The sequence below is a fragment of the Zhihengliuella flava genome (assembly GCF_015751895.1).
Classification (GTDB): Bacteria; Actinomycetota; Actinomycetes; order Actinomycetales; family Micrococcaceae; genus Zhihengliuella; species Zhihengliuella flava.
In genome coordinates this window covers 1,424,599-1,447,239 of sequence record NZ_JADOTZ010000001.1, presented here as the reverse complement: position 1 = coordinate 1,447,239, position 22,641 = coordinate 1,424,599, and the positions used below count along the sequence as shown (strand labels likewise).

The 22,641-nt window shown below is 69.5% G+C and carries 18 protein-coding genes; 6 read left to right on the top strand and 12 right to left on the bottom strand.

Annotation, left to right across the window (positions count from 1 at the left end):
- Position 1 precedes the first annotated feature (1 nt).
- Genes IW252_RS06675 through IW252_RS06665 form a run of 3 tightly spaced genes read right to left on the bottom strand, consistent with a single transcriptional unit; the run spans position 2 to position 5,237 of the window.
- Complete coding sequence (locus IW252_RS06675; RefSeq protein WP_196835850.1) at positions 2-1,540, bottom strand: FAD-dependent oxidoreductase; 1,539 nt, start codon at positions 1,538-1,540, stop codon at positions 2-4.
- Positions 1,537-3,831 (bottom strand): molybdopterin oxidoreductase family protein, encoded by a 2,295-nt coding sequence (locus IW252_RS06670; protein ID WP_196835849.1) that lies wholly within the window; start codon positions 3,829-3,831, stop codon positions 1,537-1,539. Before IW252_RS06670 ends, IW252_RS06675 begins: the two co-directional genes overlap by 4 nt.
- 11 nt (positions 3,832-3,842) lie before the next feature.
- On the bottom strand, positions 3,843-5,237 hold the full coding sequence (locus tag IW252_RS06665; RefSeq protein ID WP_196835848.1) for an MFS transporter: 1,395 nt from the start codon (positions 5,235-5,237) through the stop codon (positions 3,843-3,845).
- A 236-nt stretch (positions 5,238-5,473) separates the two neighbouring features.
- On the opposite strand from IW252_RS06665, the gene IW252_RS06660 reads away from it, so the two are divergent.
- The 4 genes from IW252_RS06660 to IW252_RS06645 all read left to right on the top strand — a co-directional run bounded on the left by IW252_RS06660 (position 5,474) and on the right by IW252_RS06645 (position 10,485).
- Positions 5,474-6,661 (top strand): histidinol-phosphate transaminase, encoded by a 1,188-nt coding sequence (locus IW252_RS06660; protein WP_196835847.1) that lies wholly within the window; start codon positions 5,474-5,476, stop codon positions 6,659-6,661.
- Positions 6,662-6,823: 162 nt separating this feature from the next.
- Positions 6,824-7,975 (top strand): pyruvate dehydrogenase (acetyl-transferring) E1 component subunit alpha, encoded by a 1,152-nt coding sequence (gene pdhA / locus IW252_RS06655; RefSeq protein ID WP_196835846.1) that lies wholly within the window; start codon positions 6,824-6,826, stop codon positions 7,973-7,975.
- On the top strand, positions 7,972-8,946 hold the full coding sequence (locus tag IW252_RS06650) for an alpha-ketoacid dehydrogenase subunit beta (protein WP_196835845.1): 975 nt from the start codon (positions 7,972-7,974) through the stop codon (positions 8,944-8,946). The genes pdhA and IW252_RS06650 overlap by 4 nt, the downstream gene beginning before the upstream one ends.
- A gap of 12 nt (positions 8,947-8,958) precedes the next feature.
- A complete protein-coding gene (locus IW252_RS06645; protein WP_408065760.1) occupies positions 8,959-10,485 on the top strand; it encodes a dihydrolipoamide acetyltransferase family protein in 1,527 nt (508 codons plus the stop codon).
- 85 nt (positions 10,486-10,570) lie between these two features.
- On the opposite strand, the gene IW252_RS06640 is transcribed toward IW252_RS06645, so the two are convergent.
- From IW252_RS06640 to IW252_RS06620, 5 genes are read right to left on the bottom strand one after another with little or no spacing between them, the layout of a single operon-like run.
- Positions 10,571-12,382 carry a sugar phosphate isomerase/epimerase and 4-hydroxyphenylpyruvate domain-containing protein gene (locus tag IW252_RS06640; RefSeq protein ID WP_196835844.1) on the bottom strand — a complete coding sequence of 604 codons (1,812 nt, stop codon included), beginning with the start codon at positions 12,380-12,382 and terminating at the stop codon, positions 10,571-10,573.
- Between the two features lie 48 nt (positions 12,383-12,430).
- Complete coding sequence (locus IW252_RS06635) at positions 12,431-13,300, bottom strand: shikimate dehydrogenase (protein ID WP_196835843.1); 870 nt, start codon at positions 13,298-13,300, stop codon at positions 12,431-12,433.
- Positions 13,297-14,292 carry a TRAP transporter substrate-binding protein DctP gene (gene dctP / locus IW252_RS06630; RefSeq protein ID WP_196835842.1) on the bottom strand — a complete coding sequence of 332 codons (996 nt, stop codon included), beginning with the start codon at positions 14,290-14,292 and terminating at the stop codon, positions 13,297-13,299. The genes IW252_RS06635 and dctP overlap by 4 nt, the downstream gene beginning before the upstream one ends.
- Positions 14,293-14,345: 53 nt before the next feature.
- The gene (locus IW252_RS06625; protein WP_196835841.1) at positions 14,346-15,620 is read right to left on the bottom strand and encodes a TRAP transporter large permease; all 1,275 of its coding nucleotides are present in this window, start codon (positions 15,618-15,620) and stop codon (positions 14,346-14,348) included.
- Complete coding sequence (locus IW252_RS06620; protein WP_196835840.1) at positions 15,617-16,174, bottom strand: TRAP transporter small permease; 558 nt, start codon at positions 16,172-16,174, stop codon at positions 15,617-15,619. The genes IW252_RS06625 and IW252_RS06620 overlap by 4 nt, the downstream gene beginning before the upstream one ends.
- A 128-nt stretch (positions 16,175-16,302) precedes the next feature.
- Here IW252_RS06620 and IW252_RS06615 point away from each other — a divergent pair, with 128 nt between their 5' ends.
- The gene (locus IW252_RS06615; RefSeq protein WP_196835839.1) at positions 16,303-17,313 is read left to right on the top strand and encodes a LacI family DNA-binding transcriptional regulator; all 1,011 of its coding nucleotides are present in this window, start codon (positions 16,303-16,305) and stop codon (positions 17,311-17,313) included.
- A 4-nt stretch (positions 17,314-17,317) separates the two neighbouring features.
- Here IW252_RS06615 and IW252_RS06610 read toward each other — a convergent pair whose 3' ends face one another.
- Positions 17,318-19,417: a S9 family peptidase gene (locus tag IW252_RS06610; protein WP_196835838.1), complete on the bottom strand. Its 2,100-nt coding sequence runs from the start codon at positions 19,415-19,417 to the stop codon at positions 17,318-17,320.
- A 422-nt stretch (positions 19,418-19,839) separates the two neighbouring features.
- On the opposite strand from IW252_RS06610, the gene IW252_RS06605 reads away from it, so the two are divergent.
- Positions 19,840-20,160, top strand: coding sequence for a hypothetical protein (locus tag IW252_RS06605; RefSeq protein ID WP_196835837.1), 321 nt, complete (start codon positions 19,840-19,842; stop codon positions 20,158-20,160).
- Positions 20,161-20,301: 141 nt separating this feature from the next.
- Here IW252_RS06605 and IW252_RS06600 read toward each other — a convergent pair whose 3' ends face one another.
- From IW252_RS06600 to IW252_RS06590, 3 genes are all read right to left on the bottom strand, one after another.
- Positions 20,302-21,297: an SRPBCC family protein gene (locus tag IW252_RS06600; protein WP_196835836.1), complete on the bottom strand. Its 996-nt coding sequence runs from the start codon at positions 21,295-21,297 to the stop codon at positions 20,302-20,304.
- A 4-nt stretch (positions 21,298-21,301) separates the two neighbouring features.
- Complete coding sequence (locus IW252_RS06595) at positions 21,302-21,697, bottom strand: ArsR/SmtB family transcription factor (RefSeq protein ID WP_196835835.1); 396 nt, start codon at positions 21,695-21,697, stop codon at positions 21,302-21,304.
- A gap of 193 nt (positions 21,698-21,890) precedes the next feature.
- Entirely contained in the window at positions 21,891-22,313 is a 423-nt protein-coding gene (locus tag IW252_RS06590) for a hypothetical protein (protein ID WP_196835834.1), read from the bottom strand.
- Between the last annotated feature and the right edge of the window lie 328 nt (positions 22,314-22,641).

The window sequence follows — 22,641 nt, the reverse complement described above, 5'->3', positions numbered from 1 at the left end:
CCTATGCAGGCACGAGGCGCTCGGGGGAGGGCTCCGGCGCCGCGGCGAGGATGGCCTCGATTTTTTCCCGACATCCGCCGCACCCGGTGCCGGCGCGGCACGACGCGCCCACCGCCTCCACGCTGGAGCAGCCCGCGTCGCGAGCCGCGGCGACGTCGCCGTGCGTGGCCCCCGAACAGCGGCACAGCACGTCATCCGGTGCCGGCTCCGCGGCCACCGCCATCCCCGGATCATCCAAGCGAAACAGCGTCGTGCGGTCAGCGGGCAACTCGCGGCCGCGCTCGTAGAGCATCACCAGCTCCGCCGCCGTCTTGGGCATCCCGATCGCGACGAATCCGGTCAAGACGCCGCCCTCGGTGACGAGCTTGACGTAGGCCCCCGCGTCCGGATCAGCCCAGATGCTCACGCGCAGCCCCGGTTCGTCCCACAGCCCTGCGTCGACCCGGCCGCCCGCGGCGAGGTTTAGGCCGCGGGCCTTGAGCAGAATGGCCCCGGGCGGCTCGCTCGGCAGTTCCGTCACCGCGGCCACCTCCGCGCTCGCCGACGCGTCGGCCGGGCCCTCGATGAACGGATTGCGCACCGGGTGCGCGGCGAGGTACTCGGCCAGCCAGCTGGCTTGATTCCATCCCGGACCGATGAGCCCGGACGGGCGCTCACCGTCGACGGCGGCGCAGTCGCCGATGGCGAACACGCGGTCCTCGGTATCCGCGCAGAGCCGGCGGTTCACGTGGATCCCGCCGTTCGTGGTTAGGCCGCAGCCGGCCGCGAGCTCGTCGCGGGGGCGCACCCCGACGGAGAGCACCAAGAGATCCCCGGCAACGATCGTCCCGTCATCGAGCTCCAGCCCCGCGAACGCTCCGGCTTCCTCGCGAAGACCCACAGCGGTGGCCGAGGAGATCAGCTCAATCCCGGCGGCACGCAGCCGGGCGGCCAACAGGCGGCCGGCGTCCGCATCCACGGACCGCCCCAACGGGTAGGGGCCGTGATGCACCAAGACGGCGTCGCCGCCTTGCTCGTGGGCCAGAAGGGCAGCTTCCACGCCCAGGACGCCGCCGCCCAGGATGACCACCCGGCCGCGCGCGTCCAGAACGCGGCGCAGCGCGGCGGCGTCGTCCACGTCCCGCAGGGCCGCCACCCCGGCCATCAGCTCCGGCTCCACGTGCGGGGCAAAGTTCAGCCCACGCAGGGTGGGCAACACGGGGCGGGCACCGGTGGCGAACACCAGCCGGTCGTACGCCAGCTCCTCGCCGGAATCGAGCAGCACGGTCCGGCGAGAGCGGTTCACCCGCTGCACGGTGGTGCCGAGGCGCAGGTGCACCCCAGCCGCGGTGAGCTCCTCCGGATCGGCCAGCGTGATGGCCTCGAGCGTGGTGCGCCCTCCGCCCAGCTCGCCCACCATGACGCGGTTGTAGGCCGCGTGCGTTTCGGCGCCGAGCACGGTCAGCTCGATCTCGTGGGCGCGCACGGCCGGCAGCAGGTCCTCCACCAGCCGTGCCGCGACCGGCCCGAATCCGATCACCACGATCTGCTCTGCGCTCATCTGCTCACTCCGCTCGCGTGTTGGTTCCGGCGCTCCCGCGGACCGGCCGCCGCCCGGATGGTGGCCCGCACGTTCTTGAAGGCCGGCATGGAACTGACGGGATCGGTGGCCCCCGTGGTGAGCCGGTTGACGCTGCCTGCCTCGGGGAAGTGGAACGGCAGGAAGACGGTGTCGAGGCGCATTCCGGTGCTGCACTGGGCGCGGACGACGACGCGGCCCTGCCGGTTGGACAGCTCCACCCACCCGCCGTCCTCCACGCCGAGCTGGGCGGCGGTGGCGGGGTGCAGCTCGGCCCGCGCTTCTGGCGCCGCTGAGGCGAGGGAGTCGGTGCGGCGGGTCTGGGCGCCGGACTGGTAGTGCTCGAGGAGCCGGCCCGTGATGACGGTGACGTCCAGTGCGGCGGGGTCCCCGGCTGTGCGTGAGCCTTCCGTGCCCCGGCGGCGCAGTCCGGCCGCGTCCGCCGCGGGCGGCGGGCCCGGGCGTACGGGGACCAGCTTGGCTTTGCCGTCCGGGTGAGCGAACCGGGTCAGGAAGAGCCTCGGTGTGCCCAGCGGCCCCTCGCCGGCGGCCGGCTGATCACCGGCATCGGGCCCGGCACTGGTCCCGATGCCGGTCTGCGGGCACGGCCAGTAGACCGCGCGGCCGGAGTCCAGGTCGGCGTAGTCGATCCCTGAGTAGTCGGCGAGGCCGCCGGTGGAGGCGGCGCGGAGTTCGTCGAACACCTCGCGGGCGTCGGTGGAGTAGGTGCCACTCGCCCCCAAGCGGCGGGCCAGTTCGGCCATGATCCAGAGTTCGTCGCGCGCCCCGGCCGGCGGGGTCAGCGCCCGACGGCGGCGCAACAGGCGCCCCTCGAGGCTGGTGAGGGTGCCTTCTTCCTCTGCCCACTGCAGGACCGGCAGGACGATGTCTGCTTCCGCCGCGGTCTCGGACAGGAAAAAGTCCGCCACCACGAGGAGGTCTAGCCGGCGCAGCCCGGCGATCACCCGGCCGGCGTCCGGGGCGGAGACGGCCACGTTGGAGCCGTGCACGAACAGCACGCGCGGGCCCGGGCGGCCGTCCGGCAGCGCCCCGCCCTGAGATCCACCCAAACTGTAGAGGAGCTGGGCCGCCGGGACGCCGGGGCCCGGAATCGCCGACTCCGCCACGCCCCACACCTCGGCAACGTGCGCGCGGGCGGCCGGGTCGTCGATCTTGCGGTACCCGGGCAGCTGATCTGACTTCTGGCCGTGCTCGCGTCCGCCCTGGCCGTTGCCCTGCCCGGTCAGCGTGCCGAAGCCGCCCGCGAGCGTCCCGGGCAATCCCAACAGGAGCGCTAGGTTGATGGCCGCCGTCGTCGTATCCGTCCCGCTGACGTGCTGCTCCACCCCGCGCCCGGTGAGCACGAAGACTTTGGCGGGCTGCTCCCCGCGCTCGACGGCGGCGCGAGCGGCCGCGGCGGCCCGCCCGAGGTGGTGGGCCACGCGGCGAATCTGCGCGGCGGGCACGGCGGTGACCTGTTCGGTGCGCTCCGGCCACCACGGGGCGAGGGTGCGGCGCAGCGCCGCCAGCCCGGTAGTCCGCGAGTCGAGGTATTCCTCATCAGCCAGGCCGTCGGCGAGGACCACGTGGGCGAGCCCCAGCAGCAGTTCGAGGTCCGTGCCCGGGGCCGGTTGCAGGTGGACTCCGGCTCCCTCCCCGGTGAGCGCCGCGGTGGCCGAGAGCCGCGGATCCACCACCATCAGCCCGCCGGCCGAGCGCGCCGCCTCGAGATGCTGGACGAACGGCGGCATGGTGTCCGCCACGTTGGAACCCAACAATAGGATGGCCGAGGCCTCCTGCAGGTCCGTCAGCGGGAACGGCAGGCCGCGGTCTAGGCCGAAGCTGCGGTTCCCGGCGGCTGCGGCGGAGGACATGCAGAAGCGTCCGTTGTAGTCGATCAGCCGCGTGCCCAGCGCCAGGCGGGCAAACTTGCCCAGTTGGTAGGCCTTTTCATTGGTGAGCCCGCCCGCGCCGAAGACCGCCAGAGCGTCCGGGCCGTGCTCCGCGCGGGTGGCCCGCACCGTGTCCGCAATCCTGTCCAGCACCTCGTCCCAGCCGGCCTCGACGAAATCCCCGTCCGCCCCGCGCACCAGGGGCACGGTGATCCGCTGGCGCGAGGACAGCAGCTCAGCCGAGGAAAAACCCTTGCGGCAGAGCCGGCCCGCGTTGGTGGGGAAGGCGCGGCCGTCCACCGACGCCCCGGCGGGGCGCGCGGTCACCGTCATGGCGCACTGCAGGGCGCAGTAGGGGCAGTGGGTCGCGGTCTCGGTCACGGGACGGCCTCCTAGACGCCGTGGCGGGCGAAGACGGTGCCCGGCCGGAGGTAGCAGAACCACGTCACGGCCATCATGAGCACGTAGGCGGAGACGAACCCGATGAAGGCGGCCGTGTAGGCGCCCGTGGTGGTGGCGGAGAGGCCCAGGGCCTGCGGGATCAAGAAGCCTCCGTAGGCGCCGATCGCGGAGACGAGTCCCAAGGCGGCGGAGGCCTTGCGCTCGGCCGAGACGCCGTCGTTCCGTTCCACGGACCGCAGCGCGAAGACGGTGGGGATCATCTTGTAGGTGGAGCCGTTGGCGATCCCGCTGGCGGTGAAGAGCAACAGGAACAGGCCCAAGAAGAGCCAGAAGTTTTGCAGGCTGAGCGTCGAGATCACGGCGACGGTAATCAGCGCCATGGCGGCGAAGGCGGCCACGGTGATGGGGGCACCGCCGCGGCGGTCCGCGAGCTTGCCGCCCAACGGGCGGGTCAGCGATCCCACGAGCGGCCCCAGGAAGGAGAGGGAGAGGGCGGCGCCGAACACGGTGAAGGAGGAGAAAGCGGGGAAGGTATCCGCGATGAGCTTGGGGAACACCGCCGAGAACCCAATGAAGGAGCCGAACGTGCCGATGTAGAGGAAGGCAATGACCCAGAGGTGCTTCTCCTTGAGCGCGGCGACGGCGCCGGAGAGGTCGCCCTTGGCGTGGGAGAGGTTGTGCATGTGCTTCTTGGCGCCGTAGGCGGCCAAGAGGATGAAGGGAACCCAGATCCAGCCGGCCATCGGCAGGTTCAGGGCGGTACCGGCGAACGCCGTCACGGCGATCGGCACCACCAGCTGGGCGACGGCGGCACCAATGTTCCCACCGGCCGCGTTCAGCCCCAGCGCCCAGCCCTTCTCGCGGGCCGGGTAAAAGTAGGTGATGTTGGCCATCGAGGAGGCGAAGTTGCCGCCGCCGAATCCGGCGGTGGCGGCCAGCAGCAGGAGGACGCCGAAGGGCGTCGTCGGATCGCTCACCGCGAGGGCGAGGCCGACGGCGGGGATGAGCAACAGGAGCGCCGAGACGATGGTCCAGTTGCGACCGCCGAACTTGGCGACCATGAACGTGTAGGGGATGCGCAGGGTGGCGCCGACGAGGGACGGCATGGAGATCAGCCAGAAGAGCTGGCCCGTGGTCAGGTCAAATCCGGCTTGGGGGAGAAAGACGGCGGTGATGGACCACAGCTGCCACACGACGAACCCGAGGAACTCGCAGAAGATGGACCACTTGAGGTTGGTGTTGGCGGTGCGCCGGCCCACTGACTCCCAAAAGTGCAGGTTCTCGGCGTCCCAGTGATCCACCCAGCGGCCCGGGCGCGTCTCCAGCGCGGCCGGGGCGCGTTCGGCGGTGGTGGGCGGTGCTGCCGTGCGATCAGTGGTGCTCATGGTGTCCTCCGCGAGTTGGCGGTGCGTGGTCGATGGCCTCCACCATGCCGAGCGCAGATTTCATGAGGCGTTTCGTCGTGTTGCGCTTGTTTCAAACTAGCCTCACGTCCCCGCTGCCTCGTCGTGAGAAGTCGCCGTGTGGCTTGTCATGACGCGCGTCACGGGCCGGACCGTCATGCGCGGCCGCAAGCTTGTGAAATGTGTCACAAGGCGTCATGCGGCGATACGCTAGGGGCATGACTGATTTCACGAGCCCCGCCTCCACCGACGCGGGCGAGCATCATCCCGAGGTCGCCACGCACCTGCAGCACACCCCGTTGCAGGCCAACGCAGTCCAGCCCCGCCCCGTGCTGGACCGGCTTCCGAAGTACGCCGCTGGCAAGCCGCCGGCGCCGATCGAGGGCCTGACCTCCTACAAGCTCTCCTCTAACGAGAACCCGCTGCCACCGGTCCCCGCCGTGCTGGACGCGATCCGCGAACAGGTTGGGATCTTCCGCTATCCGGACCCGCTCTCCACCAACCTGCGCAACGCGCTCGCCGACAAGCTTGAGGTCCCGGCGGAGGACATCGTGACCGGGGCCGGCTCGCTCGGCGCCCTGACGCAGATCCTCAACACCTACGCGGGGCAGAACGAGGACGGCACCATGGACGAGGTCGTCTATGCGTGGCGCTCCTTCGAGGCCTACCCCATCGTCGTGGGAACCGCGGGGGCCCGCGCCGTTGAGGTGCCCGTTTTGGCCGATGGCCGGCACGACTTGGACGCGATGGCGGCCGCGGTGAACGAGCGCACCACCGTCGTGCTGCTGTGCACCCCCAACAACCCGACCGGCCCCATCCTTCGGACCGAGGAGGTGGAGCGCTTCATCGAATCCATCCCGCAGAACGTGCTGGTGGTCATCGATGAGGCCTACACCGAATTCATCCGCGATGACGCGGCCGTCAACGGCATCGAGATGTATCGCAAGTACCCGAATGTCGCCGTACTCCGCACCTTCTCCAAGGCCCACGGCCTGGCGAACCTGCGCGTGGGCTACTCCATCAGCCGCCCGCAGATCACCGAGCACCTGCGCGTGATCGCCACGCCCTTTGCCGTGTCCACGCTGGCGGAGCAGGCGGCCATCGCCTCGCTCACTCACGAGGCGGACGTGGCGGCCCGCGTCGAATCGTTGGTCCAAGAGCGCGAGCGGGTCGCCGCCGGGCTCCGCGAGCTCGGGTGGGAGCTGCCGGAAACGCAATCGAACTTCGTCTGGCTGGCACTCGGTGAGCACGCGGTGGACTTCGCCACCTATGCTGGCCGCCACGCGCTGTCCGTGCGCGCCTTTGCCGGCGAGGGTGTGCGCGTCAGCATCGGCGAGGTCGAGGCCAACGACCGCCTGTTGGAGATTTGTAGGAACTATCCAAACAAGCCGGTTCTTTCAAAGTAGGACCAATTCAGCGCAAGTCCGCCCGGGGCCAGTAGGCTAGTACCGGACTTCCGCACATATGCCGCACGCGGAATGCATTCCGTGTGCGGCATATTTCGTGGGAACACCACGTCAACTTCACGCGTTGCAACCAGTAGTTACCCCCAGGCGAAGGGACACCGTATGGCGACGAGCGCCGAGGCCGCAGTGGCCGGCGAGGAGCAGCTCCTGCAGCTGCTCGATGAGAACGGCCAGCGAACCGAGCACGCGCGCTTGGCTGCGTATGTGGAGGACGTGGACGCCGAGGCGCTCCGCGGGATGTACCGGGACATGGCGTTGACGCGCCGGTTCGACGTCGAGGCCACCGCCTTGCAGCGGCAGGGACAGCTGGCGCTCTGGGTTCCGTGCCGCGGCCAAGAAGCCGCGCAAATCGGCTCCGGCCTCGCCACGCGCGCGGGCGACTACATCTTCCCGACCTACCGAGAGCACGGCGTCGCGTGGACCCGCCAGGTGGACTTTGCTGAGATGCTGCGCATCTTCCGCGGCGTCTCCAACGGCGGGTGGGACCCGCGGGAAAACAACTTCCACATGTACACGATGGTCCTCGCGGCACAGACGCTGCACGCCACCGGCTACGCCATGGGGATCAACCAGGACCAGCGCGGCTGGGACGCCGAACGCCGCGCAGCCGACGGCGACGCCGTCGTGGCCTACTTCGGTGACGGAGCGTCCTCGGAGGGCGACGTCCACGAGTCCATGGTCTTCGCCGCGAGCTTCGACGCGCCGATCGTCTTCTTCTGCCAGAACAACCAGTGGGCCATCTCCGTGCCGTTCGAGGTGCAGTCCAAGGTCCCGCTGGCCTCCCGTGCCGCCGGCTACGGATTCGAGGGGCTGCGGGTGGACGGCAACGACGTCCTGGCCTGTTTGGCCGCCACGCGTTACGCCCTCGACAAGGCCCGCAGCGGCCGCGGCCCCGTGCTGATCGAAGCCGTGACCTACCGCATGAGCGCCCACACGACGGCCGATGACCCCACCAAGTACCGGCTGAGCACGGAGGAGGAGTCCTGGGCGCCCAAGGACCCGCTGACGCGGCTCGAGACCTACCTGCGCCAGAGCGGGCAGGCGGACGACGCCTTCTTCGAGCAGGTGGCTGCCGACGCGGATGAGATGGCCGCCGGCGTTCGCGCGAAGGCGTTCACCTTCCCGGACCCCGTCTTGGCCGATTCCTTCAACAACGTCTACGCCGAGGCGCACCCGCTGATCCGCGAGGAATCCGAGTGGTTCCGCCAGTACGAAGCCGGCTTCGCCGATAACCAGACCGGAGGCGCCCGATGACCACGATGACCATCGCCAAGGCCATCAACGCCGGGCTGCGCCGCAGCCTCGAGGAGAACCCGAAGTCCCTGCTCATCGGCGAGGACATCGGCCGGCTGGGCGGCGTCTACCGCATCACCGACGGCCTGCAGGCCGACTTCGGCGCCGACCGCGTGATCGACTCCCCGCTCGCGGAATCCGGCATCATCGGCACCTGCATCGGGATGGCGCTGCGCGGCTACCGGCCCGTGGCCGAGATCCAGTTCGACGGCTTCGTCTTCCCCGGCTATAACCAGATCACCACGCAGCTGGCCAAGATGCGCGCCCGGTCCGAGGGCCGCCTGACGGTCCCCGTGGTCATCCGCATTCCCTACGGCGGCGGCATCGGGTCCGTGGAGCACCACTCCGAGTCCCCGGAGGCGCTCTTTGCGCACACGGCCGGCCTGCGCATCATCACCCCGTCCAATGCCCAGGACGCCTACTGGATGACCCAGCAGGCCATTGAGTGCGACGACCCGGTGATCGTCTTCGAGCCCAAGCGCCGCTACTGGCTCAAGGGCGAGGTGGACACGGAGCGCCCGGCGGGGGACCCGTTCCAGGCGCAGGTGGTCCGCGAGGGCCACCAAGCCACCATCGTGGCCTTCGGACCCATGGTTCCGGTGGCGCTCGCCGCGGCCGACGCCGCGGAGGAGGACGGGTACAGCATTGAGGTGGTGGACCTGCGCTCCATCAGCCCCATCGACTTTGACACCGTGGTGGCGTCCGTCGAGAAGACGGGCCGCCTGATCGTCACCCACGAGGCGCCGACGTTCGGCGGCATCGGCGGGGAGATCGCTTCCCGGGTCTCCGAGCGCGCGTTCCTCTCCCTCGAGGCGCCCGTCCTCCGCGTCGGCGGGTTCCACATGCCGTACCCGGTGGCCAAGGTGGAGGAAGACTACCTGCCGGATATCGACAAGCTGCTCGAGGCCCTCGACCGCCTCTTCACCTACTAAGGACGACTGCAGATGAGTACCTTCAATCTTCCGGACGTGGGCGAGGGCCTGACGGAGGCGGAGATCGTCTCCTGGAAGGTCGCCGCCGGCGACACCGTGACCGTGAATCAGGTCTTCGTGGAGATCGAGACCGCCAAGAGCCTCGTCGAGCTGCCCTGCCCGTTCGCGGGAACGGTCACCGAGCTCCACGCCGCCGAGGGCGAGACGCTGGAGGTGGGCAAGCCGCTCATCACCATCGACGAGTCCGGCAGCTCGTCCGGTGGCGCCCCGGCGGAGGCCCCGGCCGAGGCCGAGGAACAGCCCGCCCGCCCCCTGCCGCGGGATCCGGCCGCCGAGTCGGTGCTGGGCGAGGTGGTCGAGTCTCCCGCGGAGACCGAGGACGACGACGCCGCGGCGCCGGCGCGCGCGGCCTCACCCGCGGGGTCCTCGGCTGAGGCTGAGACGCACGGCGAGGCCCCCGGGCCGCTGGTGGGCTCCGGCCCGAAGGCCGACCCGGCGCGCCGGCGTCGCCGGGTGAACCGCCCGACGCCGTCGGCCTCGGTGCGTGAGGGGCTCAAGGGCGCTCGCGCCCGCCTGGCGACGGCCTCGGGGCCGGCATCCGCCGTCGTGCAGTCCCGCATGGCCGCCTCCGGAGCGGCCGTCAGCGGCTTGCTGGAGCGGGTCCTCGCCAAGCCCCCGGTGCGCAAGTTTGCCAAGGAGCTGGGCATTGATCTGGCCAAGGTGACGCCGACGGGCGGGCACGGCGAGATCACGCGCGAGGACCTGCTGTCCTACCAGGCGCAGCGCGAGGCCGAGCAGGCGGCGGCGCCCACCTTCTGGCAGGAGACGGGCCGGCCGGAGCGGATCGAGCGTCAGCCGGTGAAGGGAGTGCGCAAGGCGACCGCCAAGGCCATGGTGGACTCGGCCTTCAGCGCCCCGCACGTGTCCATCTTTGTGGACGTGGACGCCACCCGCACCATGGAGTTCGTGCAGCGGCTCAAGGCGTCGGAGGAGTTTGCCGGCGTGAAGGTCTCCCCGCTGTTGATCCTGGCGAAGGCAGTGATCTGGGCGGCCGCGCGCAACCCGAACGTCAACGCCTCCTGGGTACAAACGGCCACCGGCGCGGAGATTCAGGTCAAGCACTACATGAACCTCGGGATCGCGGCGGCCACCCCGCGCGGGCTGTTGGTGCCGAACATCAAGGACGCGCAGGACCTCAGCCTGAAGGAGCTCGCGGTGGCGCTCAACGGGCTGGCCACCACCGCGCGGGCCGGCAAGACGTCCCCCGCTGACATGAAGGACGGCACGCTCACGGTGACCAACATCGGTGCGCTCGGGATCGATACGGGCACGCCGATCATCAACCCGGGCGAGGTCGCGATCGTGGCGTTCGGCACGATCAAGCAGAAGCCGTGGGTGGTCTCCGGCGAGGTGATTCCGCGGTGGATCACCACGCTGGGCGGCTCGTTCGATCACCGCGTGGTGGACGGGGACCTCTCGGCCCGGTTCATGGCGGACGTCGCGGCCATCATGGAGGAGCCCGCGCTGCTGCTCGAGTAGTGCCCGACGGCGGCCGCGGCGGTGAGGCTGCGGTCGCCGTCGGGTACGGCGCCTCCGGGGCGACCGGTCGGCACCCCCTTGAGCGCTACCGGCCGGCGTCGTCGAGCCGCGACTGGGCGGCGAGGCGCACGGGCGCGTTGTCCGCCCCATACCCGTCGTACTCGCTGAAGCGCTGAACGACCTCGAAGAACACCCCGCCAATCCGCCGCGTGTAGAAGTGCATGAACTCGCCGTGGCTGTCCCGGTCGTAGAGGACCTGGTGGCTCTGGAGCAGGTCCACGTACTCCTCATCCAGATCGAACCGCGCCCGCAGATCGTCGTAGTAGTTCGCGGGAACCGGCAGAAACTCCATGCCGCGCTGGCGCGCCTGATGGGCCACCACGAGCACGTTGTCCGAAGTCAGGGCGATGTGTTCGGTTTTCCGCTGGTGCACCGGGGGCAACACGTTGAAGGGCAGGCGGACCGTGCCGGAGTGATTGCGCACCACGCGGCTGCGCACCAGGCCATGGGGGCTCGCGACTTCCGTGGCGGCGCCCTTGTCCAGCCCCAGGACCCCGCCGTAGAAGTGAACCGTTTCGTCGTGCGTTTCCCACGAGCTCACCAGATTCACGTGGTCAAACGTGTGAATGTGCGGCGCGGTCGCCGGCTCGAAACCGTGCTCGAATTCTTCGACCCAGCCGGGTTCGGTGCCCGCCTCCGGTGCGGCCGCGAGGAAGAGCTGGGGCCCGTGCGGGGTCGCGAAGGCCGGGAGCCGCTGCTCGCCGGCCAGCATGGGGCGCGGCACCCGGGGGACGCTCAGGTCCTCGATCCGCTGTTCGGCGGTCTCCACGTCCTCATAGAGCAGGCCGAGCCCGGAGATCGCCGGTTCGACGCCGCGGGCGTACTGCTCGTTCAGAACGATCCGGGCGGACCCGGCACTGAAGAGCCGCACGCGCTTGGTCCGGTGCTGACCCCGGAAATCGAAGCCCAACTGCTCGAGCGCGATCTCCACGTCCCGGGTGTCTTCCGCCTGAATCTCGATGAAGTCCAGCCCCGTCGGCGTCTGCTGCCGGGCGATCGTGGAGGTCCGCGCCGTGTCCGGGAACCGGCGGACCGTCTCATCGGCCAACGTGAACAGCGAGCGGTGCGCTTGCACCGCCGTCGTCCCGGACGCCGTCTGCCGAAAGGTGTCATTGAAGACCTCGAGGGACACGGGTCCCGTGTAGCCGGTGCGCAGCACGTGGGCGAAGAACTTCGGCAGGTCGAACTCGCCCTCGCCCGGGAACAGGCGGTGGTGCCGGGACCAGGACAGGACGTCCATGGACATCTCCGGCGCGTCGGCCAGCTGGAGGAAGAAGATCTTCTCCCCGTCGATCTCCTCGATCCCGGCCGGGTCGTGACCGCGGGAGAGGATGTGAAAGCTATCCAGACACGTGCCGACCTGCGGGTGATCGGCCAGCTGGACGATCCGCCAGGCCCGCCGGTAATCGCTGATGTACCGGCCCCAGGCGAGGGCCTCGAAGGCCACCCGGATGTTGTACTGCGCCGCGAGGTCGCCGAGTTGCCGCAGCTGGTCCGCGGAGACCTCGTCCGAGTCGATCGTGGCGGTGGCGACGTTGGAGCACACCAGAATCGTGTCGATCCCCAGCCGCGCCATGACCTCGAAGCGGGCCTTGGCCCGGCGCAGGTTGGCCTGCAGCAGCTCGTCGGTCACGCCCTCGAAGTCCCGGAACGGCTGGTACAGGTCCAGGCTGATCCCGAGGCGCTCGGCGCGGGCCCGGATCTCCTCCGGGGTGAGGTCTGAGGAGACCAGATCCGGCTCGAACACCTCGATGCCTTGGAATCCGGCGCGCGCGCAGGCGCTCATTTTCTCTTCGAGGCTGCCGCTGAGGCAGACGGTGGCGATGGAGGTGCGCATGGTGGTTCTCCCGTGGGTGGTGGTGCCGGGGTGGGGCACGTCAGGCGGTTAGTCGGTGGTGATGAGCTGCTGGAAGTGGGCGAGCATGCGGTCCCGATCCGGCGCGAGGTGGGTGATGTGGGCCATGCTGTCCGCGGCCTGGCCGACGGCCATCAACCCGCCGTCGAGCACGCGCAGCCCGGCGCCGCGCGCCCGCCGCACCAGTTCCGTTTCGAGGGGCCGATACACCACCTCGGCCAGCCACGCCCCGGGGGCCATGCCCTCGGGAGCGAAGGCGGTCCCGGGGTGCTCGGCCATACCCATCGGCGTGACGTGGACGACGCCGTCGGCCCGGGCCACGAGGTCCGCCAACTCACCGTCCGCGGCGCTCAGGCGCGTGGGCCCGCCGACGTCGGCGAAGCGCTCGACGAGCCGGCGCGCCGAGGCGGCGTCGCGATCGTGCACCACGATCTCGTCGAACCCCATGCCGAGCATGGCGTAGGCGGTGGCGAGGCCGGCCCCGCCGGCCCCGACCTGCAGGACCCGGCCCGCGGCCCGGCCCTGCAGGAAGGTGGCGAGGCCGGAGCCGAATCCGGTGCAGTCGGTGTTGTGCGCCCGCCGGGTGGGGCCCAGCAGGACCAGATTCGCGGAGCCAATCCGCTGAACCTCGTCGCTGAGCTCGTCGACGTGCGCCAGGACGGCTTGCTTGTAGGGGTGGGTGACGTTGGCGGCGGCGAACCCGCGCGCCTCCAGATGGGCGAGCACTTGGGCCAGGTCGACGTCGTCCTGCCCGGCGAGGTCGACCCGCTCGTAGGTGTAGTCGAGGCCGAGCGCGCGGCCCTCGGCCTCGTGCATCGGTGGCGTCAATGACGGGCCAATCCCGTCCCCGATGAGGGCGACCTTGAGGCTCCCTCGCGCGGCGGTGGGTGCTGCGGTCATGGGCGGGAGTCCTTAATCGATTCGTACGCCGTGAGGGAGTCACCCGTCAGGTTCTGCCGGAACCACTCGTCCGAGCGTTCGCGGAAGGCGTCGATGTCGACGTCGTCGACCACCTCGAACCCTTCCTGCGCGTCGAACTCCTCCACCAATTCGGCGTCCGTGGTGGCCACACACTCGATCATGGCGTCCTCCGCGGTGCGCACGGCCTCGAGGAGGGTATCCCGCTGCTCGGAGCTGAGCTCGTCGAAGACGTCGCCCATGACCAGCAGGTTGGAGTTTTCCTGGTGCTCGGACAGGCTCACGTAGTCCTGCACCTCATCCATGTTGGTGGCCGCGATGTTGGAGAGCGTGTTCTCCCCGCCGTCCACGAGCCCCTGCTGCATGCTCAGGTACACCTCCTCATACGCCACCTCGGTGGCATTCGCACCGAGTGCCTTGGCGTTCATGAGGAACTGCAGCGAGCCGGGGAAGCGGATGCGCAACCCCTCCAGGTCCTCCGGCGTGCGGATGGGCGTATTGGCGGTGAAGTGCCGGGGCCCCACGGACCAGGCGCCGAGGACGTTGATGCCGGAGCGCTCCTTGAAGCCCGCCTTGAGGGCGTCCGAGGACGTGGAGCGGAAGAACTCGGAGACGTGGGCCCCGTCCTCAAACGCGTACGCGGCATCGACGACGCCGATGGGCTCGTAGACCGTCGCCAGCGCGGAGGCGCCCTGCAGGTCGATGTCGATGTCACCGGAGAGGACGGAGGCGATGCGGTCCGCGTCGCCGCCGAGCTGGCTGGAGTCGTAGATCTCCACGGTTAGCCCGACGTCGGCCCGTTCCACCTCCTCCTTGATGGTCATGGCGCCGCAGGTGTGTGCCGGTTGGTCCTGGGTGTAGGAATGAGCCAAGGTCAGCTCGTGCGTGCCGTCGTCGTTCCCACTCCCACACGCGGTCAACAACCCGATCGGGAGCAGCGCCGCGGTGGCGAGGGCTATGCGTGGAGTTTTCATCTGGTGTCCTTGGGTGGGACCCGCTCAGCGGGTCTGAGGTGAGGGGTGGTTGCCTACAGGCCGAGCTGGCCCGGCAGCCACAGGATGAGGTCGGGGAAGGCGATGATCAGGGCGCAAATGGCCAGCATCGGGATGATGAAGGGGGCCGAGCCGCGGAAGACTTCGCCGACCGGGACCTTGAGGGTGGAGCTCATGACGTACAGGACGGTGCCCACGGGCGGGGTCAGCAGGCCGATCATGAGGGACAGGATCATCAGGACGCCGAGAACGATCGGATCGATGCCCAGCTCCACCGCGATCGGCATCAGCATCGGGACGGTCAGCACGAGCACGGCGACGGCGTCGACGACCGTGCCGAGGATCAGCATCAGCAGGGCCACGAGGATGAGGAACAACGTCGGGTCGGTCGTCAGCTCGAGCATCCCGGAGGCGAGGGCCTGCGGGACCCGCTCGGACGCGAACGCGTAGCCGACGAGCGCGGCGGAGGCCACGATGAGCATGATGGCCGCCGTCGTCATCACCGTGTCGGTGAAGATCTTCGGCAGGTCCCGCAGCTTGATCTTGCCGTAGGCCATCCCGAGGACCAGCATGTAGAGCGAGCCCACGGCCGCGGCCTCGGTGGGCGTGAAGAACCCGCCGAGGATGCCGCCGAGGATGAGGATGGGGGCGAAGAGCGGGGCGAGGACGGCCTTGCCGGTCTCGGCAACCCGCGCCCAGGAGAAGCCGATGTCCTGGATGTCCGGCTGCCGGCGGACCCAGATGAAGACGACGAGGGCCAGCCCGGCGGCCATGAGCACGGCGGGCAGGACGGAGGCCGCGAAGAGCGCGCCGGTGGAGATGGCGCCCAGTCCGGCGAAGATCACGGCCGGGATGCTCGGGGGCATGACCGGGGCGATCAGGGCGGAGGATCCGACGACGCCGAGGCTGAAGCGCTGCGAGTAGCCGTTCTTGACCATTTGCGGCACCTGGATCTTGCCCAATGCGGCCGCGTCGGCGACGGCGGAGCCGCTCATCCACGAGAAGCCGAGGCTCACGCCGATGCTGACATAGCCGAGGCCGCCACGCACCTTGCCCATGAGGGCCAGGGCGAAGTCGAAGAGCCGGTCCGCGATGCCGGCGTACGCGGCGAGGCTGCCCAGCAGGATGAACAGGGGAATGGCCAAGAGGGGAAAGCTCGCGGTGGACTCTGCCACGAGCCGCATGGCGAGGCCGGCGGAGTGGCCGGTGGCGAGGAGATAGACGAGTCCGGGGCCGAGGAACGCGAAGGCGACGGGGACCCGCAATAAGAGCAGTGCTGCGATGGCCAGCAGCATCAGGACGACGGTCACGATTGTGCCTCCCGGTTGACCTTGACGGTGAGCTCGTTGCTCTGGTGGGCGGCCGCCACTCCCTCGCGGCCGACGACGATGGCGGCGGCGATGGAGCGCAGGGCGGTGCTGATGAAGCCGACGAGCGGCAGGACGTAGTGCAGGGACATGCTCATCCCCATCGACGGCGAGGTCAGGATGGACGACGTCGAAATGAGCGAGGTGCACTGCCACGCGAACAAGATGGCAACAATGGCAACAATGATGTGCGCGGCGATGTGTATGGTGCGCACGGCGCGCTCTGACTTGAGGTTATCGATGACCTGGAGGGCGATGTGCCCGTCCCGGGTGACCAGCACTCCGGCCGCCAAAAAGGTCAGCCAGACCAGCGAGAACTGGGAGAGCTCTCCGGTCCAGGCAAACCCGGGCAGGGGCAGGTAACGCTGGATGGCTTGAACCAGAACGGCGAGGAAAATGACGGCGGTGAGTGCGGCGGCGATGCCGATCTCTACCCGCGTGAGCACCGCAACGAGCCGCCGCAGTGGGCCGTCACCTGCTCGAGTACGTGATGCCATGACGCATCCTTCCTGGGTTGGGTGAAGCCGCAGTGTGGCTCCCCTCACGTTGATCTCCACGAAGCTAGCAAGCGGGAAATGGGGCGGCAATTAGTTGCCAAAAGTTGCCACATATGGTGGAGTGGAGCATGGCCAAAGTGACTATTTACCACGTCGCCCAGAGCGCCGGCGTCGCGCCGTCGACGGTCTCGCGCGCGCTGAACAACCCGCAGCGCGTCAGTGAGACGATGCGGCGCCGCGTCAACGAGGCGGCGGACGCCGTCGGCTACGAGCGCCGGGCAGAGCCGCGGGCCCTCCGGGCGGAACCGCGTAAAACCATCGCCATGGTGCTGGCGGACATCACCAATCCGCACTTCATCAAGATCATTCGCGGCGCGGAGCTGCGGGCCAAGTCCTCGGGATTCACGCTCGTGGTGGTCAACGCGGAGGAGTCTCCCCAAATCGAACTCGCGGAGATTCGCGGGCTGGCCTCCAAGGTGGACGGCTTTGTCCTGGCCTCAAGCCGCTTGCCTGATCAGGAGTTGCAGGCCATCGGGCGCCAACACAAGGTGGTGCTGCTCAATCGCGACGTGCAGGGCCTCACCAGCGTCCGCTTGGATATGGCCCACGGCTGCCGCCAGATTCTGGAGCATCTGGCCTCGCTGGGGCATCGCGAGTTCACGTTTTGCGCGGGTCCGCCCGGGTCTTGGGTGGGCTCCCTGCGCTGGGCCACTCTGCGCGATGGGGCCAAGAGTCATGGGCTGACGGCGCACCGGATCGGCCCCTACGCGCCGACGGTCGCGGCCGGGGGAGTCGCGGCTGACGCGGCGCTCCGCTCCCGGCCGACGGCGCTGGTGGCTCATAACGACATGCTGGCCTTCGGCATCATGAAGCGGCTGGCCTCCCGTGAGGTGTCCGTCCCGGACGAGGTGAGTGTGATCGGCTTCGACAACAACTTCGCGGCCGAGCTCGTCTCCGTCCCCCTGACCACCCTCGACGGCCCGCTGGCCGAGGTTGGCGCCCGCGGCGTGGACCTGCTGCTGCGCTCCATCGCGGAGCAGCCGGACCGCCGCGGTGCCGTGGCGGACCTGCCGGAGGGCCGCATCATGCTGCCCACGGAGCTCATCCTGCGGGAGTCTTCCGGCCTCGCGCCCGCCTAGCCGGCTACCCGAGCAGCTCGGGAAGCTCCGGCGCCGGCTCCTCCAGCACGTTCTCCGCGAGGAACCCGAAGATCACCTGATACCAGAGCTTGGCGTGCTGCGGCGTCAGGATCCAGTGGTTCTCATCCGGGAAGTACAGGAACCGGTGCGCCGTGCTCCCGTCCGCCTCCTGCGGCAACCCTGACTTGGAGAGCAGCTCCCACCACAGGCGCAGCCCTTCGCCGATGGGCACCCGGTAGTCCTTGTCCCCGTGGATGACGAGCATCGGCGTCGTGATCTGCTCCACGTACCGGTGGGGCGAGTACGTGGTCTCCATCTCCTCGCTCATCTCCCGGGCCCAGAAGAACGAGGCGTCGGTCGTGGGGCCGAACCCGTCCAGCGCCCAGAGGCTAGCGTGCGTCACGATCGCCTTGAAGCGGTCCGTGTGCCCGGCCACCCAGTTGGACATGTAGCCGCCGAAGGAGCCGCCCATCGCGGCCGTGCGCGTCTGATCGATATCCTCCCGCTCCACGACGGCGTCCGTGATGGACATCAGGTCCGTGTAGGGCTCGGCGCCCCAGCGGCTCCACCCGCGGTCAATGAAGCTCTGGCCGTATCCGGTGGACAGCGCCGGGTCCGGCAGCAGCACCGCGTAGCCCCGGGCCACCAGGAGCCACGGGGTCCAGCGCCAGCTCCACGCGTTCCACGAGGCCACCGGGCCGCCGTGGATCCACAGCAGCAGCGGCGCCGGGGCGTCCGCGGAGGCGCCCTCCGGCAGCGCCAGCCACCCGCGCACGCGCGTGCCGTCCTCGGCGGTGGTCTCCACCTCGGTCAGCCGTCCCGGCAACTCGGGCCGAGCGGCCGGTGAGGCCAATCGGGTGACGGTGGCGCCGTCGTCGTCCGAGCCCGCCGCGCCGGTGAGGTCGATCCGCACGGGCTCGGCGGGGAACTCGTAGCTGGAGCGCAGGGCGTAGGCGGTGGTGCCGTCCCGGGTGACGACGACGTCCGTGAACGCGCCGTCGCCGGTCAGGCGGGTCGTCGCATCGCTCGCGAGGTCGAGGTGGAAGAGGGGCGCACGGCCGTCCTCGTCCGCGGTCACGAGGAGGCCGCTGCCGTCCGGCAGCCACGTCACCGAGCTCGGGTAGCGGTCCCAGCCGGCCGCGATCAGCCGATGCTCGCCGCTGGCCAGATCCAGCAGGCGCAGCTCCTGGCGGGACGGCGTCTCCGGGGTGGAGCGGATCCAGCGCGTGATGACGGCCGCCGCGCCGTCATCGCTGATGGCGTGGATGGAGTATTCGTAAGAGTCATCGGCGGCGCAGAGCACCTGCTGCTCGCCGGTGGCGACGTCGATCCGCACCAGGTCCGTGCGCTGGCTGCCGCGACCCTCCGGGGTGTTCCACTCGGTGATCAGGAAGGAGCCGTCCCGCGCCACGCGGAAGCCCGTCTCGATCAAGTGGCCGTGCGTGCCGGTGCCGAGCTCGCGGAGCGTGGCGCCGCCGTCGTCGGAGCCGGTGCTCTCTGCATCTAGCGCGTAGAGGCGCGGTGCGGCCGGGCCGAGGTCGTGATCCCAGAACCGGACCGGGTAGCCGTCATGCAGGATCGCGGAAACCTTCTTGTCCTTGCGCTCCTTCCGGGCGGCCGCATCGCCGGCCGGGTCCGCCGCGCGCGGCGTCGCCTCGGCCTTGAGGACGACGCCGGTGCTCACCGGGCGTGCGGCGGCCACCCCGCCGGGGTGCTCGGCCACCAGCTGGGCTTCGCCGCCACCGGCGGGCAGGCGCCACAGGGCGGCGACGTCGTCGTACTCCGTCCCGTCCCGCTTGGCGGTGAAGAAGAGGTCCCCGTTGGGCGCGAAGGTGGGGGCGGATTCGCCGTGGCCGCCGCGGTCCGAGCCCGGCGTGAGCTGGCGGGCGGGGGCCTCGCCGGCCGGATCGAGTTCCCAGAGCGCGCTGACGTACTGGGTGCGCTCCTCGTTGAGGGTGCTGACGGTGGTGACCAGGCGCGTGCCGGCGTCGTTGAGTGTCAGCCCGCCGAGGCGGGGGAGTTCGATGAACGCGTCGAGGTCGGCGAAGACGTCGGGGCCGCTGGACTTCTGAAACGATTGTTGAGTATGTGCCACGGGACACATCCTGCCACGGTGCGGGCGGGTGGAGCTAGGGTTTACCGAAAACGTCTCATGTGATGCGCTGCTGACGCGGGCTGAGATGTGGTGCATCGGGGCGCAGATGGGGCGTAGACCGGGCGCAGATGGCATGCAGGAGGGTGGTTCGGCCGTGGATTATGTGCATGCTTGCGGCGAGATTCTCAGAGCCGATCTGCGTGACGGCGCTGCGCTGGCGCACGTGGATGTTGAGGTGCAGGGTTGCCGCTACACGCTCCTCGTTCCGCCTGAATCTGTGGACGCGGTGGAACCGATGGTGGGTTCGCTAGCTGGCGTCGCCGTGATGTTCGCCGGCCCGGTACGTCAGGATGCGGCTGGTCGCGCGTACGTACATGCCCAGGAGTTTGGGATCCCAGTGACGGTGCTCGCGGGGCCGAGGGGAGTGCGTGATGGCCTACGTTTCTGACCGCGGCATGGTGCAAGAGGTGCGGACAGGAGGCGCTGTGGTCTCAGCCCCGGGAGTGCCGCGGGCCGACCTCCTCGCCGTGCGCGTGATCGCGGAGGCGACCGATGACGTCGACAGCCAGCGGGCGTACGTGCTGGACATCAGCGGAGCGCTGGCCGCAGATTTCTTGCGGGCCCGCGAGCAGTACCCGGCGCTGCCGGTCTGCTTTGCGGGGCCGTTGAGGTTCGAGGGTGACGCAGGCGGCGCCGTTGAGCACGTGGTCGGGGTGCAACAGTTGGGGCTGTCACTCCTGCCGCGGGCCTGAGCGCACGAGTTTCCCCGTATTTGGGGCTGCGGCCGATCGGCTGGTGCCGGCTGACAAGGGGTGATGCAGCCGGCTCGTGCCGTAAGTCGCGCAAATACGGGGAAACTCGCAGGGGTTGGGTGCCTGCGCGGGTGCTGCCGGTTAGGGGAGCACCGCCGACTCGAGCCGGGCGTAGCTGAGCTCCATCCCGTCCACCATGCCCGTGGCCAGGACTTCCTCGCGGGTCTTGGCGTCCGGGTAGGTGATAAGCGTGGTGAGCAGCGTGCCCGACTCGACCGGCGTCAGCGTCATCTCATTCTGCGTGGTCGCGGACGAATCCGACCCCTCCGGCATCCCCGCGAGGGAGAGCATGCGCTCCGTGGTGACTAGGCGGTACGGAGCCTCCGCCTCCAGCACCTCCCCGGTGAAGCCGAACCGCTGCGTGGCGTCGTCGTTCTCCCACTCGTAGCGGTACGTGTCGCCGACCTCTGCGGCCGGCTCGCACACCGGCATGGTCCAGCCGTCCGGCCCCAGCATCCAGCGGGTCATCAGGTCCGCCTCCACGTGTGCGCGCCACACCTGCTCGGCGCTGCCCCGGATGATGCGGGAGACGCGCAGCTGCGTGTCGCCGATCAGCTGCGGCTGCGTGCCGCGCTCGGCGGCGAAGGACTTCAGGTCGGCCACGACGTCGTCGATCTGGCCCATGGCCTCGCGCGTACCTTCCTCCATGCCCATGGCGACGAGTTGTTCCAGCTCCTCTGCCGAGTTGAAGTGGGAGACCTCCCTCAGCCGGGAGCCGCTGGCAGTGGCCTCAAAGGTGAATGTGTTCCGCGTGGTCGGCAAATCCGTGTTGCGCTGGCCGTCCGGGGTGAGGAATCCGTCCAGGTAGGAGAAGGAGTGGGGCGCGTCGAGCGTCAGCCATTCCCAGTACCCGCCGTGCGTGTCCCCCTCCGGCCCGGTCATCACGTACGTGCTTAGCCCGCCCGGAAAGGCGTCGTGGCGCGTAAACGTGGCGGGGTACGTGGGTGGACCCCAGAACTTTTCCAACTGGCGCGGGTCCATGTAGGCGTCCCAGAGGCGCTTCACCGGCACCGGGAATTCGGCAGTGATGGTGAGCGTGAGCTCTTCTGCGTTGGTGGTGAATCCTGTCAGTGGCATGGCGCTAGGGCCTTTCTTCTGCAAAGAGCGCATCCATGCGGTCCATCCGGCCGCGCCAGATCTGTTCAAACTCGCCGAGGAGCTCGCGGACCCGTGCGATGCGCTGAGGGTTGCCCCGGATCACGCGTTCGCGCCCCCGGGCTTCCTTGATGATCAGTTCTGCGGCAACCAGCGCCGTGACGTGTTTCTGGACGGCGGCGAAAGACATGTCGTAGTCACCCGCCAGTTGGGAGATGGTGGCTTCCCGCGTGAGGGTGCGCCGGACGATGTCCCGGCGCGTGGCATCGGCGAGAGCGCGAAAGATCCGATTGACCTGCTCCTCCGTGAGGTCATCGGCGGGCGCAGCGTTCTGCTGTGCCCCCTGGGCGTGTTCACGTGGCTGCGTACTCCGCGGATTCATGGCTGCCTCCCTCCGGATTATTCAACCACTTGGTTGTAGATTACGGCGCTGGCGGGTTCAGCGCAAGAGGGAGCGGCGGCACATTTTCGGCATCGTTAAACGCACGCACCGCCGTCGGAGGAAGGGGAATGACGGCGGTGCGCTGGGCGCGTCCCGCGGTGGCCTGGGCCGGGCTCACCGCGGAATCGCGGGCTTAGGTGGTGGCGACGAAGGACGTCTCCCCGGTGGAGCCCTGCTGCTCGGTGGTGTCCTCCGGCTGCGCGCCGGTGGCAGAGTCCTCGGCGTCTTCGCACCCGGCTCCGCCGGGTTGACCCTCGCCACCCGCGCCGCGCTCGCCGGTAGCCGGCCCGCCCTCGCCCGGTGCGCCCTGCTCGGTCGGCGCCGTGCCGGCGTCGTTCGGCGTGCCCGATTCGGTGCCGGACCCGGTGCCGGTCTCAGTGTCCTCCGCCGGGGCCTGGGACGAGGTGGACGATTCGGCCGGTGCGTCGGTCTCAGCCGCGTTGGCGGAGACGACGCCTAGGCCCAGTAGGCCGGCGACGGCCACGGCGGTCGAAGCGCCAATGACCTTGCCGCTCAGGCGGCGGGGGCGGGTGGTCTCGGGGGTGATCGTGTCCATGACACGGTCCTTTCTCTTGAGGGATGAAGGTGGGGATTGCCTTCGTGATCCAGCATGCAGGCGCGTTCTATGGGGTGGCTGTGGGGGTCATAGCGCGAGGCTGTGACTTCAGAGCGGGGCCGGGCGGGCTGAGGCGGCCGGTGCCGCCATTTCGCCCCGTTATACATCGCTTCTGCCCCGAAATTACGTGAACGTCCCGGCAAATCCCCAGCCAGAACGGGGCAGAATGCGCGGCTGAACCAGCGGTAGGGCGGGCCCGTGACCTGAACGTGTCCGAGGTGCGGCCGAATTGAGGCCTGCGAGGCCTTACGCCACGCACCGGGTGGTG